Annotated in this window: 26 protein-coding genes; 3 read left to right on the forward strand and 23 right to left on the reverse strand. The window is 47.6% G+C overall.

Going from position 1 to position 21,644, the window contains the following annotated elements; all coding sequences use genetic code 11:
- Positions 1-91: 91 nt before the first annotated feature.
- The 22 genes from AC6EJC_RS02755 to AC6EJC_RS02860 form a co-directional block, all read right to left on the reverse strand.
- Positions 92-1,015, reverse strand: coding sequence for a polyprenyl synthetase family protein (locus AC6EJC_RS02755; RefSeq protein WP_444952634.1), 924 nt, complete (start codon positions 1,013-1,015; stop codon positions 92-94).
- Complete coding sequence (xseB, locus tag AC6EJC_RS02760) at positions 987-1,247, reverse strand: exodeoxyribonuclease VII small subunit (RefSeq protein WP_430189266.1); 261 nt, start codon at positions 1,245-1,247, stop codon at positions 987-989. Before xseB ends, AC6EJC_RS02755 begins: the two co-directional genes overlap by 29 nt.
- The gene (xseA, locus tag AC6EJC_RS02765; protein WP_444952635.1) at positions 1,237-2,601 is read right to left on the reverse strand and encodes an exodeoxyribonuclease VII large subunit; all 1,365 of its coding nucleotides are present in this window, start codon (positions 2,599-2,601) and stop codon (positions 1,237-1,239) included. Before xseA ends, xseB begins: the two co-directional genes overlap by 11 nt.
- A gap of 12 nt (positions 2,602-2,613) precedes the next feature.
- Positions 2,614-3,471 carry a bifunctional methylenetetrahydrofolate dehydrogenase/methenyltetrahydrofolate cyclohydrolase FolD gene (gene folD / locus AC6EJC_RS02770; protein ID WP_444952636.1) on the reverse strand — a complete coding sequence of 286 codons (858 nt, stop codon included), beginning with the start codon at positions 3,469-3,471 and terminating at the stop codon, positions 2,614-2,616.
- 37 nt (positions 3,472-3,508) lie between these two features.
- Entirely contained in the window at positions 3,509-3,958 is a 450-nt protein-coding gene (gene nusB / locus AC6EJC_RS02775; RefSeq protein ID WP_307346349.1) for a transcription antitermination factor NusB, read from the reverse strand.
- A 135-nt stretch (positions 3,959-4,093) separates the two neighbouring features.
- Positions 4,094-4,327 (reverse strand): DUF2273 domain-containing protein, encoded by a 234-nt coding sequence (locus AC6EJC_RS02780; protein WP_444952637.1) that lies wholly within the window; start codon positions 4,325-4,327, stop codon positions 4,094-4,096.
- Positions 4,328-4,342: 15 nt separating this feature from the next.
- Positions 4,343-4,882, reverse strand: a complete 540-nt coding sequence (amaP, locus tag AC6EJC_RS02785) for an alkaline shock response membrane anchor protein AmaP (protein ID WP_444952638.1) — start codon at positions 4,880-4,882, stop codon at positions 4,343-4,345.
- Positions 4,883-4,955: 73 nt separating this feature from the next.
- Positions 4,956-5,369, reverse strand: a complete 414-nt coding sequence (locus AC6EJC_RS02790; protein WP_013310820.1) for an Asp23/Gls24 family envelope stress response protein — start codon at positions 5,367-5,369, stop codon at positions 4,956-4,958.
- A 125-nt stretch (positions 5,370-5,494) separates the two neighbouring features.
- Complete coding sequence (accC, locus tag AC6EJC_RS02795; protein WP_444952639.1) at positions 5,495-6,838, reverse strand: acetyl-CoA carboxylase biotin carboxylase subunit; 1,344 nt, start codon at positions 6,836-6,838, stop codon at positions 5,495-5,497.
- A gap of 61 nt (positions 6,839-6,899) precedes the next feature.
- On the reverse strand, positions 6,900-7,391 hold the full coding sequence (gene accB / locus AC6EJC_RS02800) for an acetyl-CoA carboxylase biotin carboxyl carrier protein (RefSeq protein ID WP_444952640.1): 492 nt from the start codon (positions 7,389-7,391) through the stop codon (positions 6,900-6,902).
- Between the two features lie 138 nt (positions 7,392-7,529).
- A complete protein-coding gene (locus AC6EJC_RS02805) occupies positions 7,530-8,354 on the reverse strand; it encodes a SpoIIIAH-like family protein (protein WP_444952641.1) in 825 nt (274 codons plus the stop codon).
- Positions 8,355-8,416: 62 nt separating this feature from the next.
- Positions 8,417-9,058: a stage III sporulation protein AG gene (gene spoIIIAG / locus AC6EJC_RS02810; RefSeq protein ID WP_444952642.1), complete on the reverse strand. Its 642-nt coding sequence runs from the start codon at positions 9,056-9,058 to the stop codon at positions 8,417-8,419.
- A gap of 16 nt (positions 9,059-9,074) precedes the next feature.
- Positions 9,075-9,845: a stage III sporulation protein AF gene (gene spoIIIAF / locus AC6EJC_RS02815; RefSeq protein WP_444952643.1), complete on the reverse strand. Its 771-nt coding sequence runs from the start codon at positions 9,843-9,845 to the stop codon at positions 9,075-9,077.
- Between the two features lie 39 nt (positions 9,846-9,884).
- Positions 9,885-11,075 carry a stage III sporulation protein AE gene (spoIIIAE, locus tag AC6EJC_RS02820; protein ID WP_444952644.1) on the reverse strand — a complete coding sequence of 397 codons (1,191 nt, stop codon included), beginning with the start codon at positions 11,073-11,075 and terminating at the stop codon, positions 9,885-9,887.
- Positions 11,076-11,087: 12 nt separating this feature from the next.
- Positions 11,088-11,477 carry a stage III sporulation protein AD gene (gene spoIIIAD / locus AC6EJC_RS02825; RefSeq protein ID WP_444952645.1) on the reverse strand — a complete coding sequence of 130 codons (390 nt, stop codon included), beginning with the start codon at positions 11,475-11,477 and terminating at the stop codon, positions 11,088-11,090.
- Positions 11,478-11,485: 8 nt separating this feature from the next.
- Entirely contained in the window at positions 11,486-11,689 is a 204-nt protein-coding gene (gene spoIIIAC, locus AC6EJC_RS02830; RefSeq protein WP_010345636.1) for a stage III sporulation protein AC, read from the reverse strand.
- A 12-nt stretch (positions 11,690-11,701) separates the two neighbouring features.
- Positions 11,702-12,220 (reverse strand): stage III sporulation protein SpoIIIAB, encoded by a 519-nt coding sequence (spoIIIAB, locus tag AC6EJC_RS02835; protein ID WP_029517252.1) that lies wholly within the window; start codon positions 12,218-12,220, stop codon positions 11,702-11,704.
- Complete coding sequence (gene spoIIIAA, locus AC6EJC_RS02840; protein WP_444952646.1) at positions 12,213-13,208, reverse strand: stage III sporulation protein AA; 996 nt, start codon at positions 13,206-13,208, stop codon at positions 12,213-12,215. Before spoIIIAA ends, spoIIIAB begins: the two co-directional genes overlap by 8 nt.
- A gap of 412 nt (positions 13,209-13,620) precedes the next feature.
- Complete coding sequence (locus tag AC6EJC_RS02845) at positions 13,621-14,874, reverse strand: aspartate kinase (protein WP_028540593.1); 1,254 nt, start codon at positions 14,872-14,874, stop codon at positions 13,621-13,623.
- Positions 14,875-15,086: 212 nt separating this feature from the next.
- Positions 15,087-15,644, reverse strand: a complete 558-nt coding sequence (gene efp, locus AC6EJC_RS02850; RefSeq protein ID WP_444952647.1) for an elongation factor P — start codon at positions 15,642-15,644, stop codon at positions 15,087-15,089.
- A gap of 33 nt (positions 15,645-15,677) precedes the next feature.
- Positions 15,678-16,751 (reverse strand): M24 family metallopeptidase, encoded by a 1,074-nt coding sequence (locus AC6EJC_RS02855; protein WP_444952648.1) that lies wholly within the window; start codon positions 16,749-16,751, stop codon positions 15,678-15,680.
- Between the two features lie 81 nt (positions 16,752-16,832).
- Positions 16,833-17,417, reverse strand: a complete 585-nt coding sequence (locus AC6EJC_RS02860) for a YqhR family membrane protein (protein WP_444952649.1) — start codon at positions 17,415-17,417, stop codon at positions 16,833-16,835.
- A 320-nt stretch (positions 17,418-17,737) separates the two neighbouring features.
- Here AC6EJC_RS02860 and AC6EJC_RS02865 point away from each other — a divergent pair, with 320 nt between their 5' ends.
- From AC6EJC_RS02865 to AC6EJC_RS02875, 3 genes are all read left to right on the forward strand, one after another.
- A complete protein-coding gene (locus AC6EJC_RS02865) occupies positions 17,738-18,739 on the forward strand; it encodes an ABC transporter substrate-binding protein (protein ID WP_444952650.1) in 1,002 nt (333 codons plus the stop codon).
- Between the two features lie 447 nt (positions 18,740-19,186).
- Positions 19,187-20,179, forward strand: a complete 993-nt coding sequence (locus tag AC6EJC_RS02870) for a DUF1385 domain-containing protein (RefSeq protein WP_444952651.1) — start codon at positions 19,187-19,189, stop codon at positions 20,177-20,179.
- A 7-nt stretch (positions 20,180-20,186) separates the two neighbouring features.
- A complete protein-coding gene (locus AC6EJC_RS02875) occupies positions 20,187-20,507 on the forward strand; it encodes a hypothetical protein (protein ID WP_444952652.1) in 321 nt (106 codons plus the stop codon).
- A gap of 116 nt (positions 20,508-20,623) precedes the next feature.
- On the opposite strand, the gene AC6EJC_RS02880 is transcribed toward AC6EJC_RS02875, so the two are convergent.
- On the reverse strand, positions 20,624-21,613 hold the full coding sequence (locus tag AC6EJC_RS02880; RefSeq protein WP_444952653.1) for a patatin-like phospholipase family protein: 990 nt from the start codon (positions 21,611-21,613) through the stop codon (positions 20,624-20,626).
- Between the last annotated feature and the right edge of the window lie 31 nt (positions 21,614-21,644).

Genomic DNA, 21,644 nt, shown 5'->3' on the forward strand with positions numbered 1-21,644 from the left:
TCCTTCAAGTTTGTGAGTAAAGTTAACAAGTATTATATCACACTTTTTGACTGTGCTTAAACGCAGACAAGTCAAAAGAGCTCTAACGCTGCTAATGATCACGCTTCATCAGGTAATCCGCAATCTCCAGCAAACGCGAAGAATCCGGAATACCGCCTTCTGTTATCACTTTTTTAGCAGATGCGGTGAGTTCCTCCACTTGCTGCAGGGATGCTTCCATACCAATGAAATACGGATAGGTAACCTTCTCCTGTTCAACATCACTTTGCGTTTTTTTACCCATTTTGCTCTCATCGCCTACAAGATCCAGTATATCGTCCTGAATCTGAAAAGCCAGACCCAAGTCTCGTCCAAAGCGGCTAAGCGCCTCTAATTGACTCTTGTCCGCCCCACCAATCCGTCCACCTGCCAAGAGTGAGAAAATGATCAAATCAGCGGTTTTATGAAGATGGATATATTCCAGTTCCTCGATCCCCGTCATTCCCTGCTCGCCTGACATATCCGCGACCTGTCCGCCTACCATGCCCCGAGCGCCGCTCATTTCGGACAAATCCTCAACAATGGACAGTAGTGCATCGGATGAAACACCGTGAAGCCGTCCCGCTTGCACGATGCTGTAAAAGGCATGGGTCAGCAAAGCATCGCCCGCAAGGACAGCAACCGCCTCGCCGTATACCTTATGATTCGTCAGCTTACCTCGCCGATAATCATCATCATCCATGGCTGGCAAATCGTCGTGAATGAGGGAGTACGTATGTACCATTTCTACCGCACATGCCACTGGCAGCGCAGCTTCTCTGCTTCCGCCGAATGCTTCGGCAGCGGCGATCACAAGCAGAGGCCGCAGCCGTTTTCCGCCTGCGGTGAGTGAATAATTCATAGATTCTCGAAGAACAGCGGGAATGTTCCAATGGGCCGGGAACTGCTCGGTCAATGCAAGCGAAACTGCATCCGCCGTCCCGGTCAAATATTCCTTGAACGACGGTCTATTCAAGCCCTTCACCGCCGTTTTCATCCAGTCCGCCGCCGAAAGGCTTCTTGCGTAAATCTCCATCCTCTTCCACGATCATTTCAATTTTACGTTCGACCTGCTCCAGCTTCTGACTGCAAAGCTGAGACAGCTTCATCCCCCGCTGGAACAAATCAATGGCTTGCTCCAGAGGAACGTCTCCATGCTCCAGTTGTCCGACAATTTCTTCAAGAGCGGCCATGGCCGCTTCAAAATTCAATTCCGATTCATTCGCCACCGTGCTTCGCGTCCTCCTTCATTCCCCATACTTGGCAGTCTAACTGCCCGTCACTCACTTTAATCTTGATGGAATCTCCCGGCTGTACATCTTTGAGCGACTTGATCAGCCGTTTCTCCTGCTCATCGTATACCAAGCTGTAGCCTCGGGCCATGACTTTGAGCGGGCTCAGCGCATCCAGTTGACGAATTCCCGTGTGCAGCTGCTGCCGTCCCGTTTTCGTAATAGCACACATCGCAGACTCCAGCTGACGTTGCGCCATATCCGTCTGCTTGCGCGCCGAACGAATTTGTTCACGCGGATTAAAACGCTCTAGTACCTGACGCATACGTGCGTTTTTTTCTGCGTTTAAGCGTGAACGGTTCCCCGCTGCGCGGATCAGCCGCTGATGCAGCATATCCATTCGCTCTGCATGCTGTAACATATAACGGCGCGGGTGCAGCAGCACTGGCGAACGCCGAAGCCTCGTCAAGCGTTCACGGCTGGTTTCCAGCCGCTGTCGGAGGGCGTTGCGCAACCGTTGCTCCCGCTGGAGCAGCTGATCCCGTAGCTCTCCCTGATGAGGCACAGCCAGCTCAGCCGCTGCGGTCGGCGTTGCCGCACGCAAGTCAGCCACGAAATCGGCAATGGTAAAATCCGTTTCGTGTCCAACTGCCGAAATAACAGGAATGACCGATGCGTAAATGGCGCGCGCAACCGCTTCCTCATTAAACGCCCACAGTTCTTCCAAGGAGCCACCGCCCCGTCCGACGATCACCACCTGAACCTCCTGCATACGATTCATGGCTTCAATTGCCTTGACGATCGAGCGGGCAGCACCTTTTCCTTGCACAAGCACAGGATACAACACAATTCCAGCCTGCGGGTATCGCCGTTGAAGTGTAGTGATAATATCACGCACAGCCGCTCCGGTCGGTGACGTAATCACGCCAATCGTTGCCGGGTGAGCAGGGAGATTACGCTTGCGAGCAGTATCAAACAGCCCCTCTGCATCCAGCTTTTGCTTGAGCTGTTCGTAAGCCAGATAAAGGCTACCTATACCGTCAGGCTGCATTTGAGTCGCATAAAATTGATATTGTCCATCTCGTTCATACACGGATACGTTTCCCCGGGCAATAACACGCGTACCTTCTTTCGGTACGAAAGGGAGCCGCTGATTATGGGTTGCAAACATAATCGAACGTATACGGCTCCCCTCATCCTTGAGCGTAAAGTACATGTGACCGCTCGAATGATGCGTAAAGTTAGAAATTTCCCCGCGTATCCATACATCAGACAGCACCTGATCCGATTCCAGTTTCATCCGGATATAACGATTCAGATCCTTTATAGAGTATATACGTTGTTCAGCCACAGGCAGCTGCCCTTATGCCAAACCGTGCGACCGTTTGGCCGCTACAAGCGTATTTTGCATCAGCATCGTAATCGTCATCGGGCCCACTCCGCCGGGAACAGGCGTAATCGGACCGGACACTTGCTTCACGCTCTCAAAATCAACGTCACCCGCCAGTTTTCCGTTCTCCAGACGGTTCATCCCTACATCTATCACTACCGCTCCGGGCTTCACGAACGAAGCATCAATAAAGTTGGCTTTACCGATCGCAACAACTAAGATATCCGCTTGCCGACTTAGCTCGGCGATGTTCGCTGTACGGGAGTGACACATCGTAACCGTAGCGTTTTCACGCTGCAACAATAAAGACACTGGCTTGCCTACGATATTACTGCGACCAATAACTACCGCATGTTTACCGGCTATCTCTACTCCAGCACGCTTGATTAACTCAATGACTCCAGCAGGAGTACAAGGCAACAGGCTATCGTCACCGATGACCAGATTCCCTACGTTCACCGGATGAAATCCGTCTACATCCTTCTCCACTGCAATCGCGTCAATGACAGCTTTTTCATGAATATGCTTTGGCAACGGCAGTTGCACCAAAATTCCATGAACATTACTTTGATGGTTCAGCTTATCCACCAGTTTCAGTAATTCTTCCTGCGAAGTATCTGCCGCCAGCCGATGAACCTCGGAGTAATAGCCAAGATCATGGCACGCCTTTTCCTTGTTTTTAACATATACCTGCGAAGCGGGATCTTCGCCTACCAATACAACAGCCAGTCCGGGTTGAAAGCGGTGCTCTTTCAGACGAATGACCTCTTGCTGAATGCTTGCGCGAATATCCTGAGAGATTTGTTTACCATCAATGATCGGTGCTGACATGTTTAACCACTCTCCAACCTGATTCAGTAGTCTCCACTTAAAAACGTGCTTTCAATTGCTCCAGCTCTTGTATAACTCGTCCCAGTACACCATTAACAAATTTACCTGATTCTTCGGTACCAAAGTGCTTCGACAATTCAATCGCTTCATTGACTGCTACCTTGGCTGGAACATCCTCACGGAAAATCATTTCATATGCCGCAAGTCTCAAAATTTGACGATCCACGCGTGAAAGCCTGCTAATCTGCCAGCCTTTAAGATAATCCACCAACAGCCCATCAATGGCTTCCTTGTGCTCCCAAGTACCTCGCACATGCTCCAAAACATACGCTCTTAACACTGCCGCGTTTTTAACGACAACTTCCGCTTCGTTTTCCTCAGCGGCTTCCTGAAGCAACATATCTACCGCTGTTGCTGCATCCACTTCATTCATTTCCATATGGTACATACTCTGTACCGCTAATTCCCTTGCCAGACGTCTTTTCATGCCCTGCCTCCTACGCTTGCCTGTATCTATTTTTCATTCTAACCAATTTCCACAAAAAAACCTGTGAACGCATCCTCCAAAACGTTGGGCGCAAAGAAGCTACAGCTCTATTTTGGAGAACACGTATCACAGGGTTCATTTAAAAGGACGCCAACGCTGCGACAACCAATCGCCCCATTCCTTCCAAGGGAGGAATGAACCGAGCGCTGAATCACTACGTCTTCCTAGCGTATATCCGATGAACACCATCAATGCAAAGAACAACATATTCCAAAAGCCTGCCCACAAATAAATAAAACCGAAAAAAACACCGGCCGTGATCCCCATGATCCGGCCCTTGTAACTTCCCCATATTTCTTTCCAGGGCATCAGGGAAAATCACCTCTATTCCACACGACTCTTAAAGCTGGGTGACTGAGATACATTAGCGATGTACACTGACACATTGGAAACAGGAATTCCTGTAATTTCTTCCACATGATCGTGTACCCCCTTTTGTACCTCGGAGGTTAACACCGGAATGGAGCTTTCCCCGTCTACAACCGCCCGAATCGTAATATCAAGTCCCGATTCCAGCACGCGAACGCGTGCTTTCAAATCCTGCATCCCGCGAAATCGGGAAGCCGCTTTGAGGCACAGATTTTCGATGGTATCCACCGAAATCTGAATGTCACCGTATTCCGTTCGTTGATCAATAGAATGCTGTACGGTTTGGTTCCGTCGAATAGAGATATAAAAAACCCGAAGACTCAATAACAACAGAACTCCTGCAATAATCAAGCTGGTAAACCACACCACTCGCTCATCCTCAATGCTTAAAACATACGGAATGGCCCCGCTCAGGAGGAGGATGGCGAGAATGGAAATAATTCCGATACTTAAGCTGTACAAGAACAGCAGAAGTCTGTCCATAACTTTAGCCACGAAACGCACAGCCTCCTTAAATTAGAGTAAACCCTCGACCCATAAGGGTCGGGGGTTTGTACAAAGTATCGCTCTATTTAACCCGTCCGGCGCCCAGAACTTCCGGCTCTTCTACTTTTTCGGCATTTTTGAATTGAACATCATGAATTTGCACGTTCACTTCAACAACGTTAAGACCGGTCATGTTTTCAATGGAACGCTTAACATTGTGCTGAATAGCAGCAGCCACCTCAGGCAGACGGTTACCGTACTCAATAATGACGGAAACGTCTACAGCAGCTTCACGCTGTCCGACTTCCACTTTTACACCTTTGGATAAGTTTTTACGGCCTAGCAGTTCGGCAAACCCGCCAGCAAATCCGCCACTCATTCCCGCTACGCCCGGCACCTCAACGGTAGCCAGTCCGGCAATGACTTCAATAACTTCCGGGGCAATTTGAATCTCCCCAATTTCTGTACGTTCGAATTCAGTTGGCACTGTGCTCATACCTTCAACACCTTTCGGTCAAAATAAGTTTCATTCCAGCTTTGGATTTCAAAGCAGACATGCTCACTTATTATCCATACTATATCATTTGGCGTTCATTATGACAAACTGAGGAAATATACCGATTAAACTTCGTTTTCCTCCAAAAATTTAATATCAAAATCGCCTTTAATAAAGGTCGGATGCTCTAACAAACGCTGATGAAAAGAAATCGTTGTTGGTATGCCCTCAATAGCAAACTCAGCCAAAGCCCGCTTCATTTTGGCAATCGCATCCTGCCGTGTAGGCGCCCACACAATCAGCTTGGCGATCATAGAATCATAATAAGGAGGAATGCTATAACCCGGATAAGCTGCGCTGTCTACGCGAACCCCAGGACCGCCTGGAGGCAGATAAAATCCGATTTTACCCGGTGCAGGCATAAAATTACGATCCGGGTCCTCGGCGTTAATACGGCACTCTATCGCCCAGCCATTGATGGTGACATCTTCCTGCGTAAAGGAAAGCGGATGTCCTTCAGCGACCGAAATCATTTCCTTAATCAGGTCTACACCGGTAATCATCTCCGTTACGGGATGTTCTACCTGAATACGTGTATTCATTTCCATAAAATAAAATTGATTGTCTGGCCCAAGCAAAAATTCCAGCGTTCCCGCACCAGAGTACTGTACGGCCAATGCTGCACGAACAGCAGCCTGACCCATTTCTTCACGGACATCCTGCGAAAGTACAGGACATGGTGCTTCCTCCAGTAACTTCTGACGACGACGCTGCACAGAGCAGTCCCGTTCGCCCAAATGCGCAACATTACCATGCTTGTCCGCTATGATCTGAATTTCCACGTGTTTCATACCGGTCAAATATTTTTCTAGGTACACACCCGCATTGCCAAACGCTTTTTGCGCCTCCTGCTGAGCGGTAGTAATTTGCTGAATAAGGTTATCCTCATCTTCGGCGATACGAATACCTTTACCACCGCCACCTGCGGTGGCCTTGATAATTACGGGATATCCGATATCGCGTGCGATGGTAATGGCATCCTGCAAATCCTCTACCAGCCCGTCCGAACCCGGAATAACCGGAACTCCAGCATCCTTCATCGTCTGCTTGGCAACAGCCTTATCTCCCATTTTGTTAATCGCTTCGGGAGAAGGACCAATAAACGTAATATTGCACGATTCGCAAATTTCAGCGAAGTCCGCGTTTTCCGCCAAAAATCCGTAACCTGGATGAATGGCATCACATTCAGTCAATGTAGCAACGCTCATCAGGTTCGTAAAATTAAGGTAGCTGTCCTTAGACAGCGTCGGTCCGATACAGTAAGCCTCATCTGCGAGACGCACATGTAACGAATCCTTGTCAGCTTCCGAATATACGGCAACTGTCGAAATATTCATTTCGCGGCAAGCGCGAATGATACGAACCGCAATTTCTCCACGATTCGCAATCAATACTTTTTGAAATGTCATGACTTTATCCTCCCTGGGAGCAGTCTTGCCGAACCCTCAAAAGAGGGTACAAACAAGCTTTTTACTCCGGTTTCACAAGGAACAATGGCTGGCCATACTCGACCAACTGTCCGTTTTCGGCTAAAATTTCCACAATTTCGCCCTTCACTTCAGCTTCCAGCTCGTTCATCAGCTTCATCGCTTCAATAATACATACCGTTGTTTTTTCGCCCACTTTGCTGCCGATACTCACATACGGAGCCGTATCCGGGGATGAAGAACTATAGAAAGTGCCTACCATCGGAGATACGATTTTATGTAGATTGCTTGCATATTCCTTCGTTTCCCCAGCAGTTACATGTCCAACATCGGGTTGTGTTTGTACATTCGGAATAGCAGCTTGTGGTGCCACTGTATAAGCAGGCGCTGCCACAGGAGCCTGTACCGTAACGATCTCGCTTTTGCCCGGTTTCCGAATCAACAGGCGAGTTCCTTCATTTTCAATTTCAAGCTCATGCACAGACGTTTCATCCACCAGCTTGATCAATTCCTTAATCTCGCTTAATTTAAACATCTCTATTAATCACTCCTTCAGCATTTTGCCGGTTGCTGATAACATTGTTGAAACAGCTTTATGTATTATATCACAATCATTAAAAATAGAAAGAGCCCGGAATTGTGCAGAAATCCGGGCTTTTTCACTATTTTTGTCTTATTGTGTAACATACTGGACACTGATCTTGTCCTGCGTTACGTTCAGCTCCTTCATGACCTTATCGACAATCGTTACCGCTTGCTTAGCATCCAATTTTTCACTCAGAACCACTACTTTATATTTATCTGCATCTTCCTCACGGACGACCGCATTGGCAAACTGCTGCTGAAGCTCTTCTTCAATTCCGGTAATTTTGGCCTGTTTATCTTCAAGTACATGTAATTCCTTTTGCGCCTCTGCGGCTTTCTTGGGTGTGCTGTCGTTCATTGCGGTAGTCAGCTCGTCATTTTTCTTCTGATTTTCCACATCCCGCTCCAGCAAATAGTTATCAATCACAGCTGCTGCTGTAGGTTGGGCAGCTTGTTCGGTTGCCACTTGATCAAGTACCTGCTGGTCAGTTTTGGCGGTAGAGGATGCTTTGTCATCACTTTTTGCTGTCGTATCCGTCTTAGCCGTAGTTGTACTTTGATCGGATGCAGCTGGCTCATTAGCAGGGGCAGCTGCCGCGTCTTTATCACCTTTTGAGGTTTCTGTTGCTGGGTCGATTGTAGAAGCCGTGTCCGACTTCGTGGAATTCGCTGCTGCTCCGTCAGTTACTTCTCCATTCGTCACCACTTCATTTACCTTCAGTTCGTTCAATTGTTCTTCTGCCTTCGTCGTTGCTTCCTGTGCAGCATCCTGCTTAACCTTGCTCACTTGCTCGCTATCTGCCACTGGCGGATTTGCCGGGCTCGAGTCCTCCGTAAACAAATAATACGCAGACAGCACGACCATTAAACTCAGCATGGACACCAGCCAAACGGTTTGTCTTTTATTATTCATGTTCCGTCCTCCATATTCATTAATGGTTTAAAATATAAACTTCTTTGTTCCTGAATTCCATATTATCCCTGCTTGCGCGGAACGACTGAAATTTTGTAGGAAGGCACATTAAGTCCCTTCTGTACAGCATCGACAATTAGCTGCTTCACCGTAGGGTTTTCTGCCCCCATAGCCACAACAAGCACTCCCCTCACCTGCGGTTTTACTTTTTTTGTAACGATCGGAGTGTGCTGACCACCTGATGATTCATAGGTGACAATCTCGCCATCACGTGTATATTGAGTAGTGTGCCGTTGTCCACCATTGGCGTCCGTCTCGTTATTTTCTTCCTGCATGTCCTTCACATTGCGTTGAACGATAACTTCTTCGGTGGAGTCTACCGTAACCATGACATCGACGGTTCCTACGCCAACAATCTGCTCCAGCATCTGTTTCATATTGTCCTCAAAAACTTTCTCGATCCCGGCAAAGGAACTCTCTTCCCCTGTCGTTGTCCCTAACGCAGGCTCATTTTTCATCACGCCAGGCGGCTCTCGCCCTACGTTTTCCGGGTCAACCTTTTTCACATTAACGAATGAATTAAAAAGCATGATCGCTACACCGATAAGGCCAAGAATAAGCAGCCAGCGAAATGAATTGAATCTTTTCGCCCCATCCGCCCCTCCACCCATCCATTGCTCCAGCTTTTTCATCCATTTGCCCATTTCTGCTCACCTCCTGTTACCATTCATGTGTTCCATCCTGCGAAGAAACCACCTGAACATTTTTGCTGTCGATCCCCCATTTTTCACGTAGAAGTCCTGTAATTAAGACAAAAGCTTTCGTATCCGTTGGCTTTCCATCCTCAGCGGTTTCGTCAGGAATACGGTAATCCTCTCGCGTTTCTTCATTATGATCCGAAGTTTTTGCATGTGTCGGCTCCACACGAATATTTACCGTCTTTTCAGCTACAGGCTCCACCATTATCGGCTTGGCATCCACACCAGGCGGGACGTCTGTGTTTTTCTTTTCTTTTTCTGCCTGCTGCTCCGCCAATTTGACCACTACTGACTGGACACCCGTTCCTGCCTCCAGCCCCGATTCCTTCTGTTGAATCTGCGCAAGGGTAACCTGGACCGACTGAATTGCTAACCCAGTGTACTGTTCCAACTGTCCTTTCATTTCCTTAGCTACCTCTTTGCCAGCCCATTGCATGGAACTTTGTTCCTGCTGTTGCTTCAACTTGCTGCCTTTTGCTAAAATCTCCTCCAATGTCGGTTCCCTCTTGCCTGTCTCTGCCTGACGTTGAAGATCCAATGCCCGCCCCAGAACCTCGGAGGGGCTGCTGCTCAGCAAGCGCACGACCGGAGACAGCAACGTCAGCAGAATAAGCAGACTGAGTACGAGCTTGACATACCTTTCCATGGATCGGCTCGGTAAGATCATATCGACAAAAGAAGCCAGCAGCACGATGAGCACCAGTTCCTTAAGCCAGCCTCCCAGCCAGGTCACGTTCACTCCCCTCCCTCTCGTTGGATTGCGTGCATTTGTTCACCTCATCATGACCGTCATATTGCCTGCCGCGAGCATGACTGTAATCGCAAGGAAGGACATTAATCCCACTGCCGCCAGCGCCGCGAAAACATAAATCATGCTCTTGCCGATCGCATCCAGACATTCCACAATAGGTGTATCTCCCAAAGGCTGCATGATCGCTGCAGTTACTTTGTAAATGAGAGCCAGCGTCAGAATCTTGAGGGCAGGAAAGGCGCAAAGGAACAAAATAATAATGACTCCTACCAGGCCAATGGCATTTTTCACGAGCAGCGAAGCCGAAATGACCGTATCTGTCGCATCTGCCAACGCCTTGCCTACCACCGGTACAAAGCTACCTGTAATATATTTGGCTGTGCGGATCGTTAATCCGTCAGTAACCGACGATGTCAAACCCTGTACCGAAATGACTCCCAGAAATATGGTCAAAAGCACTCCCAGCACCGCGACTCCAGCGTTCCGCAGCAGATCAGCTAACTGGGTCAGCTTGTATTTCCCCGTCAGCGAGTTGACCAAGTACAGCACAGCCGAGAAGAACAGCAGCGGGAAAACCAGCGTATGAATGACTGTTCCGACCGTGTTGATCATAAATATAATCAGCGGGTGGGTCACCGAAACTGTTACGACGTTACCCATCGAGGCCAACATGGTAAACAGCAAGGGCAACATCGCCATCATGAAGTGAATCATGCTGTCAATCGCTTCTTTGGCATAACCAATCGCTACACTAAAGCTATTAATCGCCAGAATGATAATGACCATGTACACGATAGCGTAGGCAACTTTGCTGACCTGTTTGCTTTCAAAAGCGCTTTGCAACGTTTCCAGTACCATACTCATAATGCTGAGCATGACGATGGTGACGAGCAGCTTGGCATTTACCCGGATTTCATGGATGAAAAAATCAGCTATGGCGCTCAATACACCCTTTATGCTGAACCCTTCACCGCCCGGAAGCAGCATGTCCATGAAGGAAGGCGTTTTCTGATCAGGGAAAAATCCGCCGTATTGCTTCATGAGCCCGTCCCAATAATGTTCAACTTCATCTTTGGGCATTTGCCCCGCCTGTTGTCTGATCCATTCGTTTGTAGGTGTATCTGCAAAGAGGATCGCAGCCGAGGCGCACCAGAGACATAGCAGCAAAATCGCAATTACTTTGAGATTCGGCATGCCCCCCAGCCTTTTCATGGCATCACCCCCTCAGGCGGGCATCAGCTTCAGAATGGTATCAATAATAATGCTGATAATCGGGATTGCGAGCACCATTATGAGTACCTTTCCCGTAAGTTCAATTTTGGAAGCAATCCCGTCTTGTCCCGCATCCCGAACGATCTGCGCTCCAAATTCGGCAATATAAGCGATACCGATTATTTTCAATACGGTTTTAAAATAAATCATGTCCATGCCTGAAGACCTGGCCATTCGCTCCAGCACAGCAACCACAGATCCGATCTTGCCAATCAGCAGCAAAAAAATGACGATTCCCGCAGCTGTTGCAATCAAAAAGGCAAACATCGGCTTCTGTTCCTTTATGACTAAAATGAGGACTGTGGCAATGAGGGCGAAGCCCACCACCTGAATGATTTCCATGTGTCCACCTACTGAAAAAGAAAGATAGATTTGATCTCTTGCAGAAGGTTATCCAGCATTCGCACCACCATGAACAGCACCACGACGAAACCGATGACCGTTACCCAGTGGGCCATGTCTTCTTTGCCCATTTGCTTTAGTACGGTATGAATCATGGCGATAATAATGCCAATTCCGGCAATCTGGAAAATTGCGTTCACTTCTAAATTCATTCGAGCACCCCGCTAATAGATCAAAATGACGATCAATGCCCCGATCAGCAGTCCCAGGCTTCTGCTCATACGCTCGTATCTCACCTGATCTGCCTGCGCCTGCGCTTCCTCATGGGATAACTGCTGGATGGTCAGCGCAATGTGCTTGATCTGGTCTTCACGGTCGCTGGTTCCAAGGCTGTAAGCAAGCTGCCTCATCGCTTCCTTCTCAGCCTGCTTCATAGAGGAACGGCTCCAAGAGTCTTCAATCGCTTTATGCAAGCTTTCTCTGGCGGTCAGGCCAAAAGAGGGGTGCATCCAGCGTGAGGCTTGCTGAAACAGAGTGCGCAGCGGCTCTCGCAAGGGCTCTCCTGTCTTGGCGAAAGCATCTGGTAACGGAGACACCCCGTAGGAAACCTCGGTGGTCAGTCTTTGCAGCGCGAGAATCAACTCCCTGATTTGCCGTGGCCTCATCGCAAACTGCCTTGCCCGCTGCCAGCCTGCCAGCGTAGCGGCCAGTATAACCAAGGCAGCACCCAGCAGCTTAAGCATAGGAGATGCCCCCATTCTGCCCTTCTCCAGGCAGTGTCAGCCTGCGCTGCTTGGCATCTGCCAGTCGAAAAGAGACGCCCCGGCTCGTCCGCTCCAGCATGACGTAGAGCTGAAACAGCTCCTGCCCTGTAGTTAATCCGGCAAAAGCAGACCGGGTCGCCATTTCAGCCACATCACGACCATGTGCGGAAGCAATGACTGCGATGCCTGCATGAAGCGCTTCACGCACCGCCTCAGCATCTTCTTGTCGTCCGATTTCATCAACAATGAGGACATCCGGTGACATCGAGCGGATCATCATCATCATGCCTTCTGCTTTCGGACATCCGTCCAATACATCGGTGCGAGGCCCGACATCAAAACCGGGGATCCCTTTGTGACTACCAGCGATCTCAGAGCGTTCGTCTATAATGCCTACTTTGAGTCCATTCCGTCGCCCCCCATTGCTTTCCATCCCTCCGTAACTGAGTTGCCGAGCCAAGTCCCTAAGCAGTGTCGTTTTGCCATGCTGAGGAGAGGACAAAATGAGGGTGTGCCGGATTTTCCCGGACATTCGATCTGCTACATAAGGCAATATCCGATCAGCTATGCCGGGAATTGCACGAGCAATTCTTACATTAAAGCTGCTTATATCCCTCAAATGCTCCACTCGTCCTCGGTTGAGCACAGTTCTCCCTGCCAAGCCAATACGATGACCGCCAGGGATCGTAATAAACCCTTTGCGAAGCTCCTCTTCCATGGTATACAGGGAATGATTGCTGATAAAATCCAGTAGTCGGTGGGCATCCTCACGGTCAGGCTTATAGGCTTCCACAGGGTTCAAAGTCAGCCGACCTGCAGACGTTACAAAATGATGATCACCATTTGAATTAATTTCCAGCGGCCTTCCTTCCCGGACCCGAATTTCTTCCAGTTGCTTAAATAGCGCTTCTGGAAGCCTTCCGAGTATACCGTGCAACGGTTCGGGAAATAACTCCAGCCATTCCATACCGATGCCGCCCCCTCACAGTTGTCCTTTTTCTTTAAGACAAGTCTATGGTTGACTCTCGCTTTTTATGCCGAAAATATATCGAAAACCTAGTTGAACATTTGTTAACTCCTATCAACGCTCAGCAGACCTTTCTCCCGCTTGTTCAAGCACCATTCTCTAATTCGTACAAATAAAAAAGGGCCACTCAAAGCCTTATCGGCTAAGGGATACCCTTGGTATAAAAGATAGATTTACAGCAAAAAGAGGCTGCCCCTCAGTCTAACTTTCACTGATGGAACAACCTCTCAACCTACTGCTGTATTCTATGATTTATCAAACTATAAATAGGAGGCGTATAATGTATCGACCTTTACCCGTCATAGCATCGTTCACATTAGACATATTCAGTGTCTAGATCACGTTGCTTTTATTAACGACGGTCCTGCGGTCCACCCACAAACGCTTGCTCCTCGGTATCCAGATTATAAGCTGTATGCAACGCCTGAATAACCTCATGAAGCTTACCCGCTTCAATTACACATGATACTTTGATTTCAGATGTGCTTACCATTTTAATGCTAACGCCTTGCTCCGCCAGCACAGCAAACATTTGCGCTGCAACACCCGGATGGCTAACCATTCCTGCACCTACAATGGATACCTTCACCAAGTTTTCCTCAGACGTCACTTCACGGTATGGAAGCTCTCCGCGAATACCTTCCAGCGTCTTCAGTGCTGCTTCACGATCCGTTAGAGCTACTGTAAAAGAGAAATCCGCTTTGCCAGCTTCAACCCCGCTCTGCACAATAATGTCTACATCAATTTTGGCTGCCGCCAGTGTTCCAAATACTTTCGCCAGTACACCAGGGATATCGGCGACGCCCAAAATACTGATTCTTGCTACATTTTTATCATATGCAATCCCACTGACTACAACGCCTTGCTCCATTACTGCATCCTCCTTTACGACCGTTCCTTCATTATGGTTAAAACTGGACCGCACAATCAGCGGTACCCGATTATGTTTGGCATACTCTACCGCACGGGGATGCAATACAGCTGCACCCAGATTGGCTAATTCCAGCATTTCATCATAAGAAATTTCTTTTAGCTTACGAGCAACCTTCACGATTCGTGGATCTGTTGAATATATGCCGTCCACATCCGTGTAAATTTCGCAGGCATCCGCTTGAATCGCCGCCGCCAGCGCAACCGCCGTCGTATCAGATCCACCACGTCCCAGCGTCGTAATGTCTCCCTCTGCAGACATCCCTTGGAAACCAGCTACAACAACAATCTTGTTGCTGCTCAGTGCATCCAGCACACGCTGAGGTTGAATGTCCGTAATCCGTGCTCGACCAAAGTCAGATTCAGTACGGAAACCAGCCTGCCATCCCGTAAACGATACCGCTTCATGACCCAACTGCTGAATAGCCATCGACAACAATGCGATCGATATTTGCTCACCTGTCGTCATCAACATATCCAACTCACGTGCAGGCAACTGTTCATTCAACAATTTGGCCTGGTCAATCAGTTCGTCTGTCGTGTCTCCCATTGCTGAAACGACCACTACACATTGATGCCCTTCACTCTGTTTCTCAACAACGCGTTTTGCCACGCGTTTCATGCGCTCCGTGTCACCGACGGAACTGCCTCCGAATTTCATGACATACAAAGACAACGATATTCACTCCCTCAGACTCAACAGTATGTAACCTTGAGATGGCACCAACGACTTGAACGTGACATCCTGCGGCATAACTTTAGTACAGTATAATACGAAAGTGCTATGCGGAGCCAATGTTTTTTAATCATAAGTTATTGGTAATCCGTCTCTTAAAAAAATATCCCCTGCCCTTAACAAGGACAGAGGAAATCTAAAAGCTGCAAAATTTATGCGCGAGACATGTATTTGCCGTCACGTGTATCAATTAACAATACGTCATCTTGGTTAATGAACAAAGGAACTTGAACATTCAGACCTGTTTCCAGTTTGGCATTTTTGGTTGCACCTGTAGCCGTATTACCTTTAATACCCGGTTCTGTTTCGATTACTTTGAGTTCCACGCTGGTAGGCAGGTTAATACCCAGGATTTCTCCGTTATAGCTGACGATATTTACATTCATATTTTCTTTCAGGAAGTTAAGCTCCCATTTCAGCTGATCGCTGGTCAATGTGAATTGATCATATGTTTCATTGTCCATGAATGTATGATCATCTGCACTTGCATACAGATAAGATACACCACGATTTTCGATTTGCGCCCGACCGATCGTTTCACCCGCGCGGAATGTACGTTCAACGGTGTTACCGTTACGCAAGTTTTTCAACTTGGAGCGTACGAACGCTGCACCTTTACCCGGCTTTACGTGTTGAAAATCCAGCACCGTAAAGATATCTCCGTCTACCTCGACGGTCAAACCTGTTTTAAAATCATTAACGTTAATCACTAAAATACCCCTCCTACAGGACTGTTATCGTTATTAAACGACTGTAAATTCTTTGCTTGAATGTGTTAATACCTTGATGCCGCTATCTGTAATAACGATATCATCCTCGATCCGTACACCGCCCAATCCAGGCACATAAATACCCGGCTCGACCGTTACAACCATGCCCGGCTCCAGAATATCATCACTCGCCTTCGACAGACGTGTAGATTCATGTACTTCCAGACCCAGACCATGACCTGTACTGTGCCCGAAATTGTCTCCATAGCCATGGCTCGCAATAATATCCCGAGTCAGCGCATCCGCTTCACGGCCTGTCATGCCCGGTTTAATATGTTCGAGTGCGTGAAGCTGCGCCTTAAGTACAATATCGTATATTTCACGCAACTGGGGCGCCAAATCCCCTTGTGTAGCCACTGTACGTGTCAAATCGGAGCAGTAGCCATCCAGCAACGCACCAAAATCAAACGTAATTAGCTCACCCGCTTGTACTAACTTAGCACTGGCTACGCCATGAGGCAATGCCGAACGAACCCCGGATGCTACTATCGTGTCAAATGAAGAGGATGTAGCTCCCTGTTTGCGCATGAAGAATTCCATTTCCAGGTCCAACTCACGCTCGCTGACACCTGGTTTGATGTAAGGTAAAATGTGTGCAAATGTAGCATCTGCCAAATCCGCTGCCCGCTGCATCACTTCCAACTCTTCCGCATCCTTGTACACCCGCAACTTCTCCACAATGCCCGACACCGGAACCAGTGTAATAGGTGACAAATCTTCGCTATAAGCTTTATGCGTCGCAACAGTTACAGCGTCTTGCTCGAAGCCTGTTTCGCTGATCTGATGGGAGGACAGCAATTCTTTCACTGTTTCCATGACCTGTGCAGCATGCTGCACCACCGTGAAGCCTTCGGCTTGTTCGGTCGCTTGCGTCATATAGCGAAAGTCGGTCAGCAAATAGCTATGGGATTCCGTAATCAGCACATAACCCGCTGAACCTGTAAAGCCTGTCAAATATCGACGATTGACAGGGCTAGTAATCAGCATAGCCCGCAGATTATGCTCGCCCAGCGCCTGCCGCAGCTTTAACACCCGGTCATTCTTCATCTTTCATTCCGCTCCCCTCTGTCAAATAACCAAATGCTATTTTAACACAGGGGATAGGCGCTTGAGAAGTTTTTGTTACGTTCAGTCCCCAGCTTTCTCAGGCTCGCGCTTTCTTTCATCCGTATACTCGACAGCAACGGTATATCCGATAAATAGTCCCCACAGTATAAACACACAAATTTCCGTATATATCGAATTCCATGTTAACCGATAAGGAAGATTCATCATCCCTAGCTTAGGACCTGTTAACACAAATAAAACAACCCACCAGATCAGACCGTAAACGATGCCGGGTACAGGACCCTTAAATCTGCGAAACATCAGAGTGTACACCAGTGACGCTACGACGGATAATGCAATAAAAAACAATAGCCCTACCAGATGCCCCGCCATGGTGTTCATGAACGAATGCTTGAAAAAAGGCTCCGCGAGAAAGCCGGGTGCTACTACCGTAAAGTGCAGCGTATAAAACAGCCAGCGCAGCAATCCCCATAACACACCCGCAAAAAAACCCAGCTCAAGTGCAAAAGGAATGAGCGGCGTATGTATTTTGCCTGACTGCTGTCTGCCTCTGCTACTGTTGTAGTTATGATTACGTTGATCCTGAGATTCATGAGACTGCTCCTGATCATGACCTATCTTGGGTATAGAGTAGGTTTCACTCATGTTGTTTGATCCCCTTTCAAGATGCAAAACTTTTCCATGGTAAAGACTTATTGTCACATGGAAAACATGTACTTCCATCGGATTCATGCATATTCATTTTGCTAGGTAGTATGCTCCAAGGGCCGGTAATTTAACAATGAAGTTGATGAGTGGATTTTGTATAAGGGGGGTGCTGTGGTGTGGCTCACATGGCAGCTTTCCAGTTGAGCGTTCAGACCCGTTTTTTACATTGACAAAATTTTAATCCTCTATCATAATATAATGATGAAAATGATAATCATTATCATTTTCTAAAAACATATATACGGGAGAACGCTTCTATGAAAAAGGGATTCATCGGGATTTTATTGTTAATGGTTTTTACGCTCACTCTGGCAGGTTGCGGAGCAGCCGACAATGCATCGGATAAAGATCAGGCAGCCACGTCGGATAGCAAACCGACTGACACAGCGACCGGTCCTGTGACGGTAAAGCATAATCGTGGTGAGATCACGCTCAACAAGCCCGCCCAGCGTGTCGTAGTACTGGAATGGACATTTACAGAGGATTTGATTGCGTTGGGCGTTCAGCCGGTTGGTAATGCAGACAATGCCAACTACAAGGTGTACGTGACACCGGAGGCGGCTCTGGATAGTAGCGTGGTCGATGTCGGCACGCGTAACGAGCCGAATCTGGAAGCGATTGCTGCATTGAAGCCGGATCTGATCATTTCCAATGTTGATGGAAATGCAGCTATCTATGAGCAACTCAATGCCATTGCACCGACCATCGAATATAGTCTGAACGATGGTAAAGGCTACGATCATGATAAAATGGTAGAAATTTTTAATAGCATCGCAGTTGCTCTTGGAAAAGAAGACAAAGCCAAGCAGGTGCTTGCCGAACTGAATCAGCATTATGCTGAAGCCAAAGAAAAGCTCGCCGCTGCTGGCAAGTCGGATTATCATTATATACTGACACAGGCTTTCACTTCGCAAAATGCGGCCAGCCTCCGTATGTTTTCGGATAACTCAGTCGTCGTGGCAACACTGGCGAAGATCGGTATGATTAACGATTGGAAACCGAGCAAAGTTGAACAGTATGGCTTTTCAACTGTAGGCATTGAAGCTCTGTCTGCCGTTCAGGACAGCAACTTTATCTATATTGTGCAGCCGGACGATAATGTTTTCGGCGCACCCATGAAAAATAATTCGGTCTGGAACGGTCTGAATTTCGTTAAAGAAAAACGTACCTATTCACTGAGCGGTACGACATGGACATTTGGCGGCCCTCTCTCATCAAAAGGGCTGGTTGACCAGGTTGTCGGGGCAATTACGCACTGAGGCGTATGATAAGTATTTATGGGGGCGGTCTTACCGCTCTCATCGTGTTTTTTATAAGCCGTGGTATGAGCTTTTCTCCGCTATAAGAATTTCCACCTTCTCCGTTATTACTACATCTCCTCTTCAAATGATAAAAAAAGCAGGGCTCCAATTAGAGTCCTGCTTTGCCCCCTTCACACTTTGGTATCCCTCTTCATTTAAGAAATGCTGAAGTCAATGGATTTAACCCAAAAACAAGTCCTGAAGAAGCGTTAGCGTTCTCCTTTATCGGGTCGGATTTTTACCATATATCCCCCCAATCCAAAAAATCCAGGGATAACAGCGTTCAGAAGCATGATCCAAGCATGGAGCAGCCTAATTACCACCTCTCAATTTCATCTAACTAGATATTCCCTTCCAAATTCGATACAATATACAAAAAAGCATGTATTAAGAGAGGTGAGACGGTTGTCACAAGCATCCAAGCCTGTGAGCTACGGCGGTCAGGCAGTCATTGAAGGTGTCATGTTCGGCGGCAAGCGTGTCAATGTCACGGCAGTTCGCCGCAAAACTGGCGAAATCACATATTTGGAAGTACCACGCAAGGAGCAATCCTGGGTATCCAAATTCCGCAAAATTCCTTTATTGCGGGGGATTGTAAGCATCATCGACTCCAGCGCTAAGGGTACGAAGCATTTAAACTATTCAGCCGATGCGTATGCTGATGATGAAGTAGATCCGGAAGAACGTGCAGAACAAAAGAAAAAAGAAGAATCCCGCTGGAGCCTGAGTATGATGATCGGCGTGGCGGCGGTCGGTATTTTGTCCTTCCTGTTTGGCAAAATCGTTTTGACCCTCGTTCCGGTTATTGTGGAGAATTTCCTGTTCGGCGGCTTGTTTCACAACCAGATTCTGCATAACCTAGCTGAAGGAGTTATTAAGCTGATTTTGCTACTGGCTTATTTATGGGGTATTTCCCAAACTCCGTTAATCAAGCGACTGTTTCAATATCACGGCGCAGAGCATAAAGTAATTACTGCATTTGAAGCAGGGGAAGAACTAACTCCGGCCAATGTGCAAAAATACAGCCGTCTGCATTATCGTTGCGGCAGCAGCTTTATTATGCTGACCGTGATCATCGGGGTACTTGTCTATTCCCTGTTTACCTACGATAATCTGTGGGAGCGTATGGGGCAACGACTTTTACTGCTTCCGATCGTACTGGGGCTTTCTTTTGAATTTCTCAAGCTGACCAATGCTCTTCGGGAAATTCCGGTACTTCGTTATTTAGGTTACCCCGGCCTGTGGCTGCAACTACTTACCACCAAAGAACCGACCGATGATCAAGTGGAGGTATCCATTGCCTCATTTAAGCGTATGCTTGAATTGGATGCTGAGTTGGAAAACGTACCCGTAAAGGAGACCTTCAACAGTCCGGTCCTTGATCCTGTGAAAGGATGAGTGAATAATGAACAGACATGCCGTTATTTTCTGGCTTACCCTTGCTTTGGGCGCATATGGGATTGTAGATATGCTATGGAGAGGAAGCTGGGGTTTTCTCATTAGTTTACTAATTCCCGTCCTTGTTTTTGCAGTTATATTTCTGCTATACAAATACCTGCCAGGACAACGCAACCGTACTCCCAAAATCAAACCCTCTGTGCGCACCATGGCCAAAACAGCCAACGCACGTAAACAGCAGACTACAGGCAAGCGCAAAGCGTATCCTTTTCATGTCATTGAAGGTTCCAAGGGCAAAAATGAAGAAGAACAACCTAAATATCATTAATGATAATGATCCTTTAAAATGTAGCACAAAGGAGCCATCACCCGCATTGTGAAGTATGACCGGGAAGAGGCTCCTTTTTACAACCTTTTTCATTAACTTCAACTGCGAGTAAGTGTTTATTTTATAGCATACATTGTATCCTTCATCAATTGATACTTGTTATACTGCTGCTGATAAGAAGTGATACTCCATTTGTGGAAAAAAGCATCCCCTGCCTGCATACCCGAAGCATACAACAAATCACTTTGCTCTGGAGAAATGTTGAATTGTGCTGTGCGGATACCCAATGTTGGAATTTTAATGGTCCGATACCGATTCTCCTGCTCAATATAACGTTCATCGTGTGCTGATAGCATTGTATCAAAAATAGCCTGCAGCATTGTCAATGGGCCCCGTATATAAGAAACTTTGGTCTCCGTTCCCGTTTTGCCCACCATTTGAAACCCTACCGTTGGAATCGTTTTGGCCTCACGTTCATTTACAGGCTCATCAAAAAGCCACAAAGGCAAATTGCTTAGCAAGGCCCCATCAACTACAAATACAAATTGCTGGGAAAAGGTTTTTCCCTTGGCAAGTGCAGAATCAAGTCTTAACATAACTGGATCAAAAAAATAAGGGATACTTGTGCTCATCCGAATGGCCTTGGCTACCTCCAGTGAAGAGGGATTTATACCAAAACGTTTGATATCCTCAGGAAGCACCAGAATGCGTCCATTCGTGATGTCTGATGCAATAATGCGCAGTTTGCCAGGAGGTAAATCCGCGAACGTACGCACTCCCTTAGCTCGTAACAGCTCGCGTACCCAGTGCTCGAGTGCTTCCCCTGAGTAGAGCCCTTTTTTAAGAAAGATACGAGCAGCTGGCCCAACCCACTTAACGTTGAACACTGGAGAACGTCGTAACAACTTGACCAAGGGTGTTTTCTCAATTACGGCTTTCATTTCATCCGCTGAGTATCCCGCAGCCAATAAAGCAGCCACAATAGCACCTGATGATGTACCTGCCACACGATTGAATACAATCCCATGCTCCTCCGCAGCCTTAACTGCACCCGCCAGCGAAATTCCCTTAACCCCTCCACCCTGGAACACAGCATTGATCAGCATAGATCAAAAAACCTCCGTTCTCTTGGGAGTA

This window comes from Paenibacillus sp. TY11 (genome assembly GCF_059772165.1).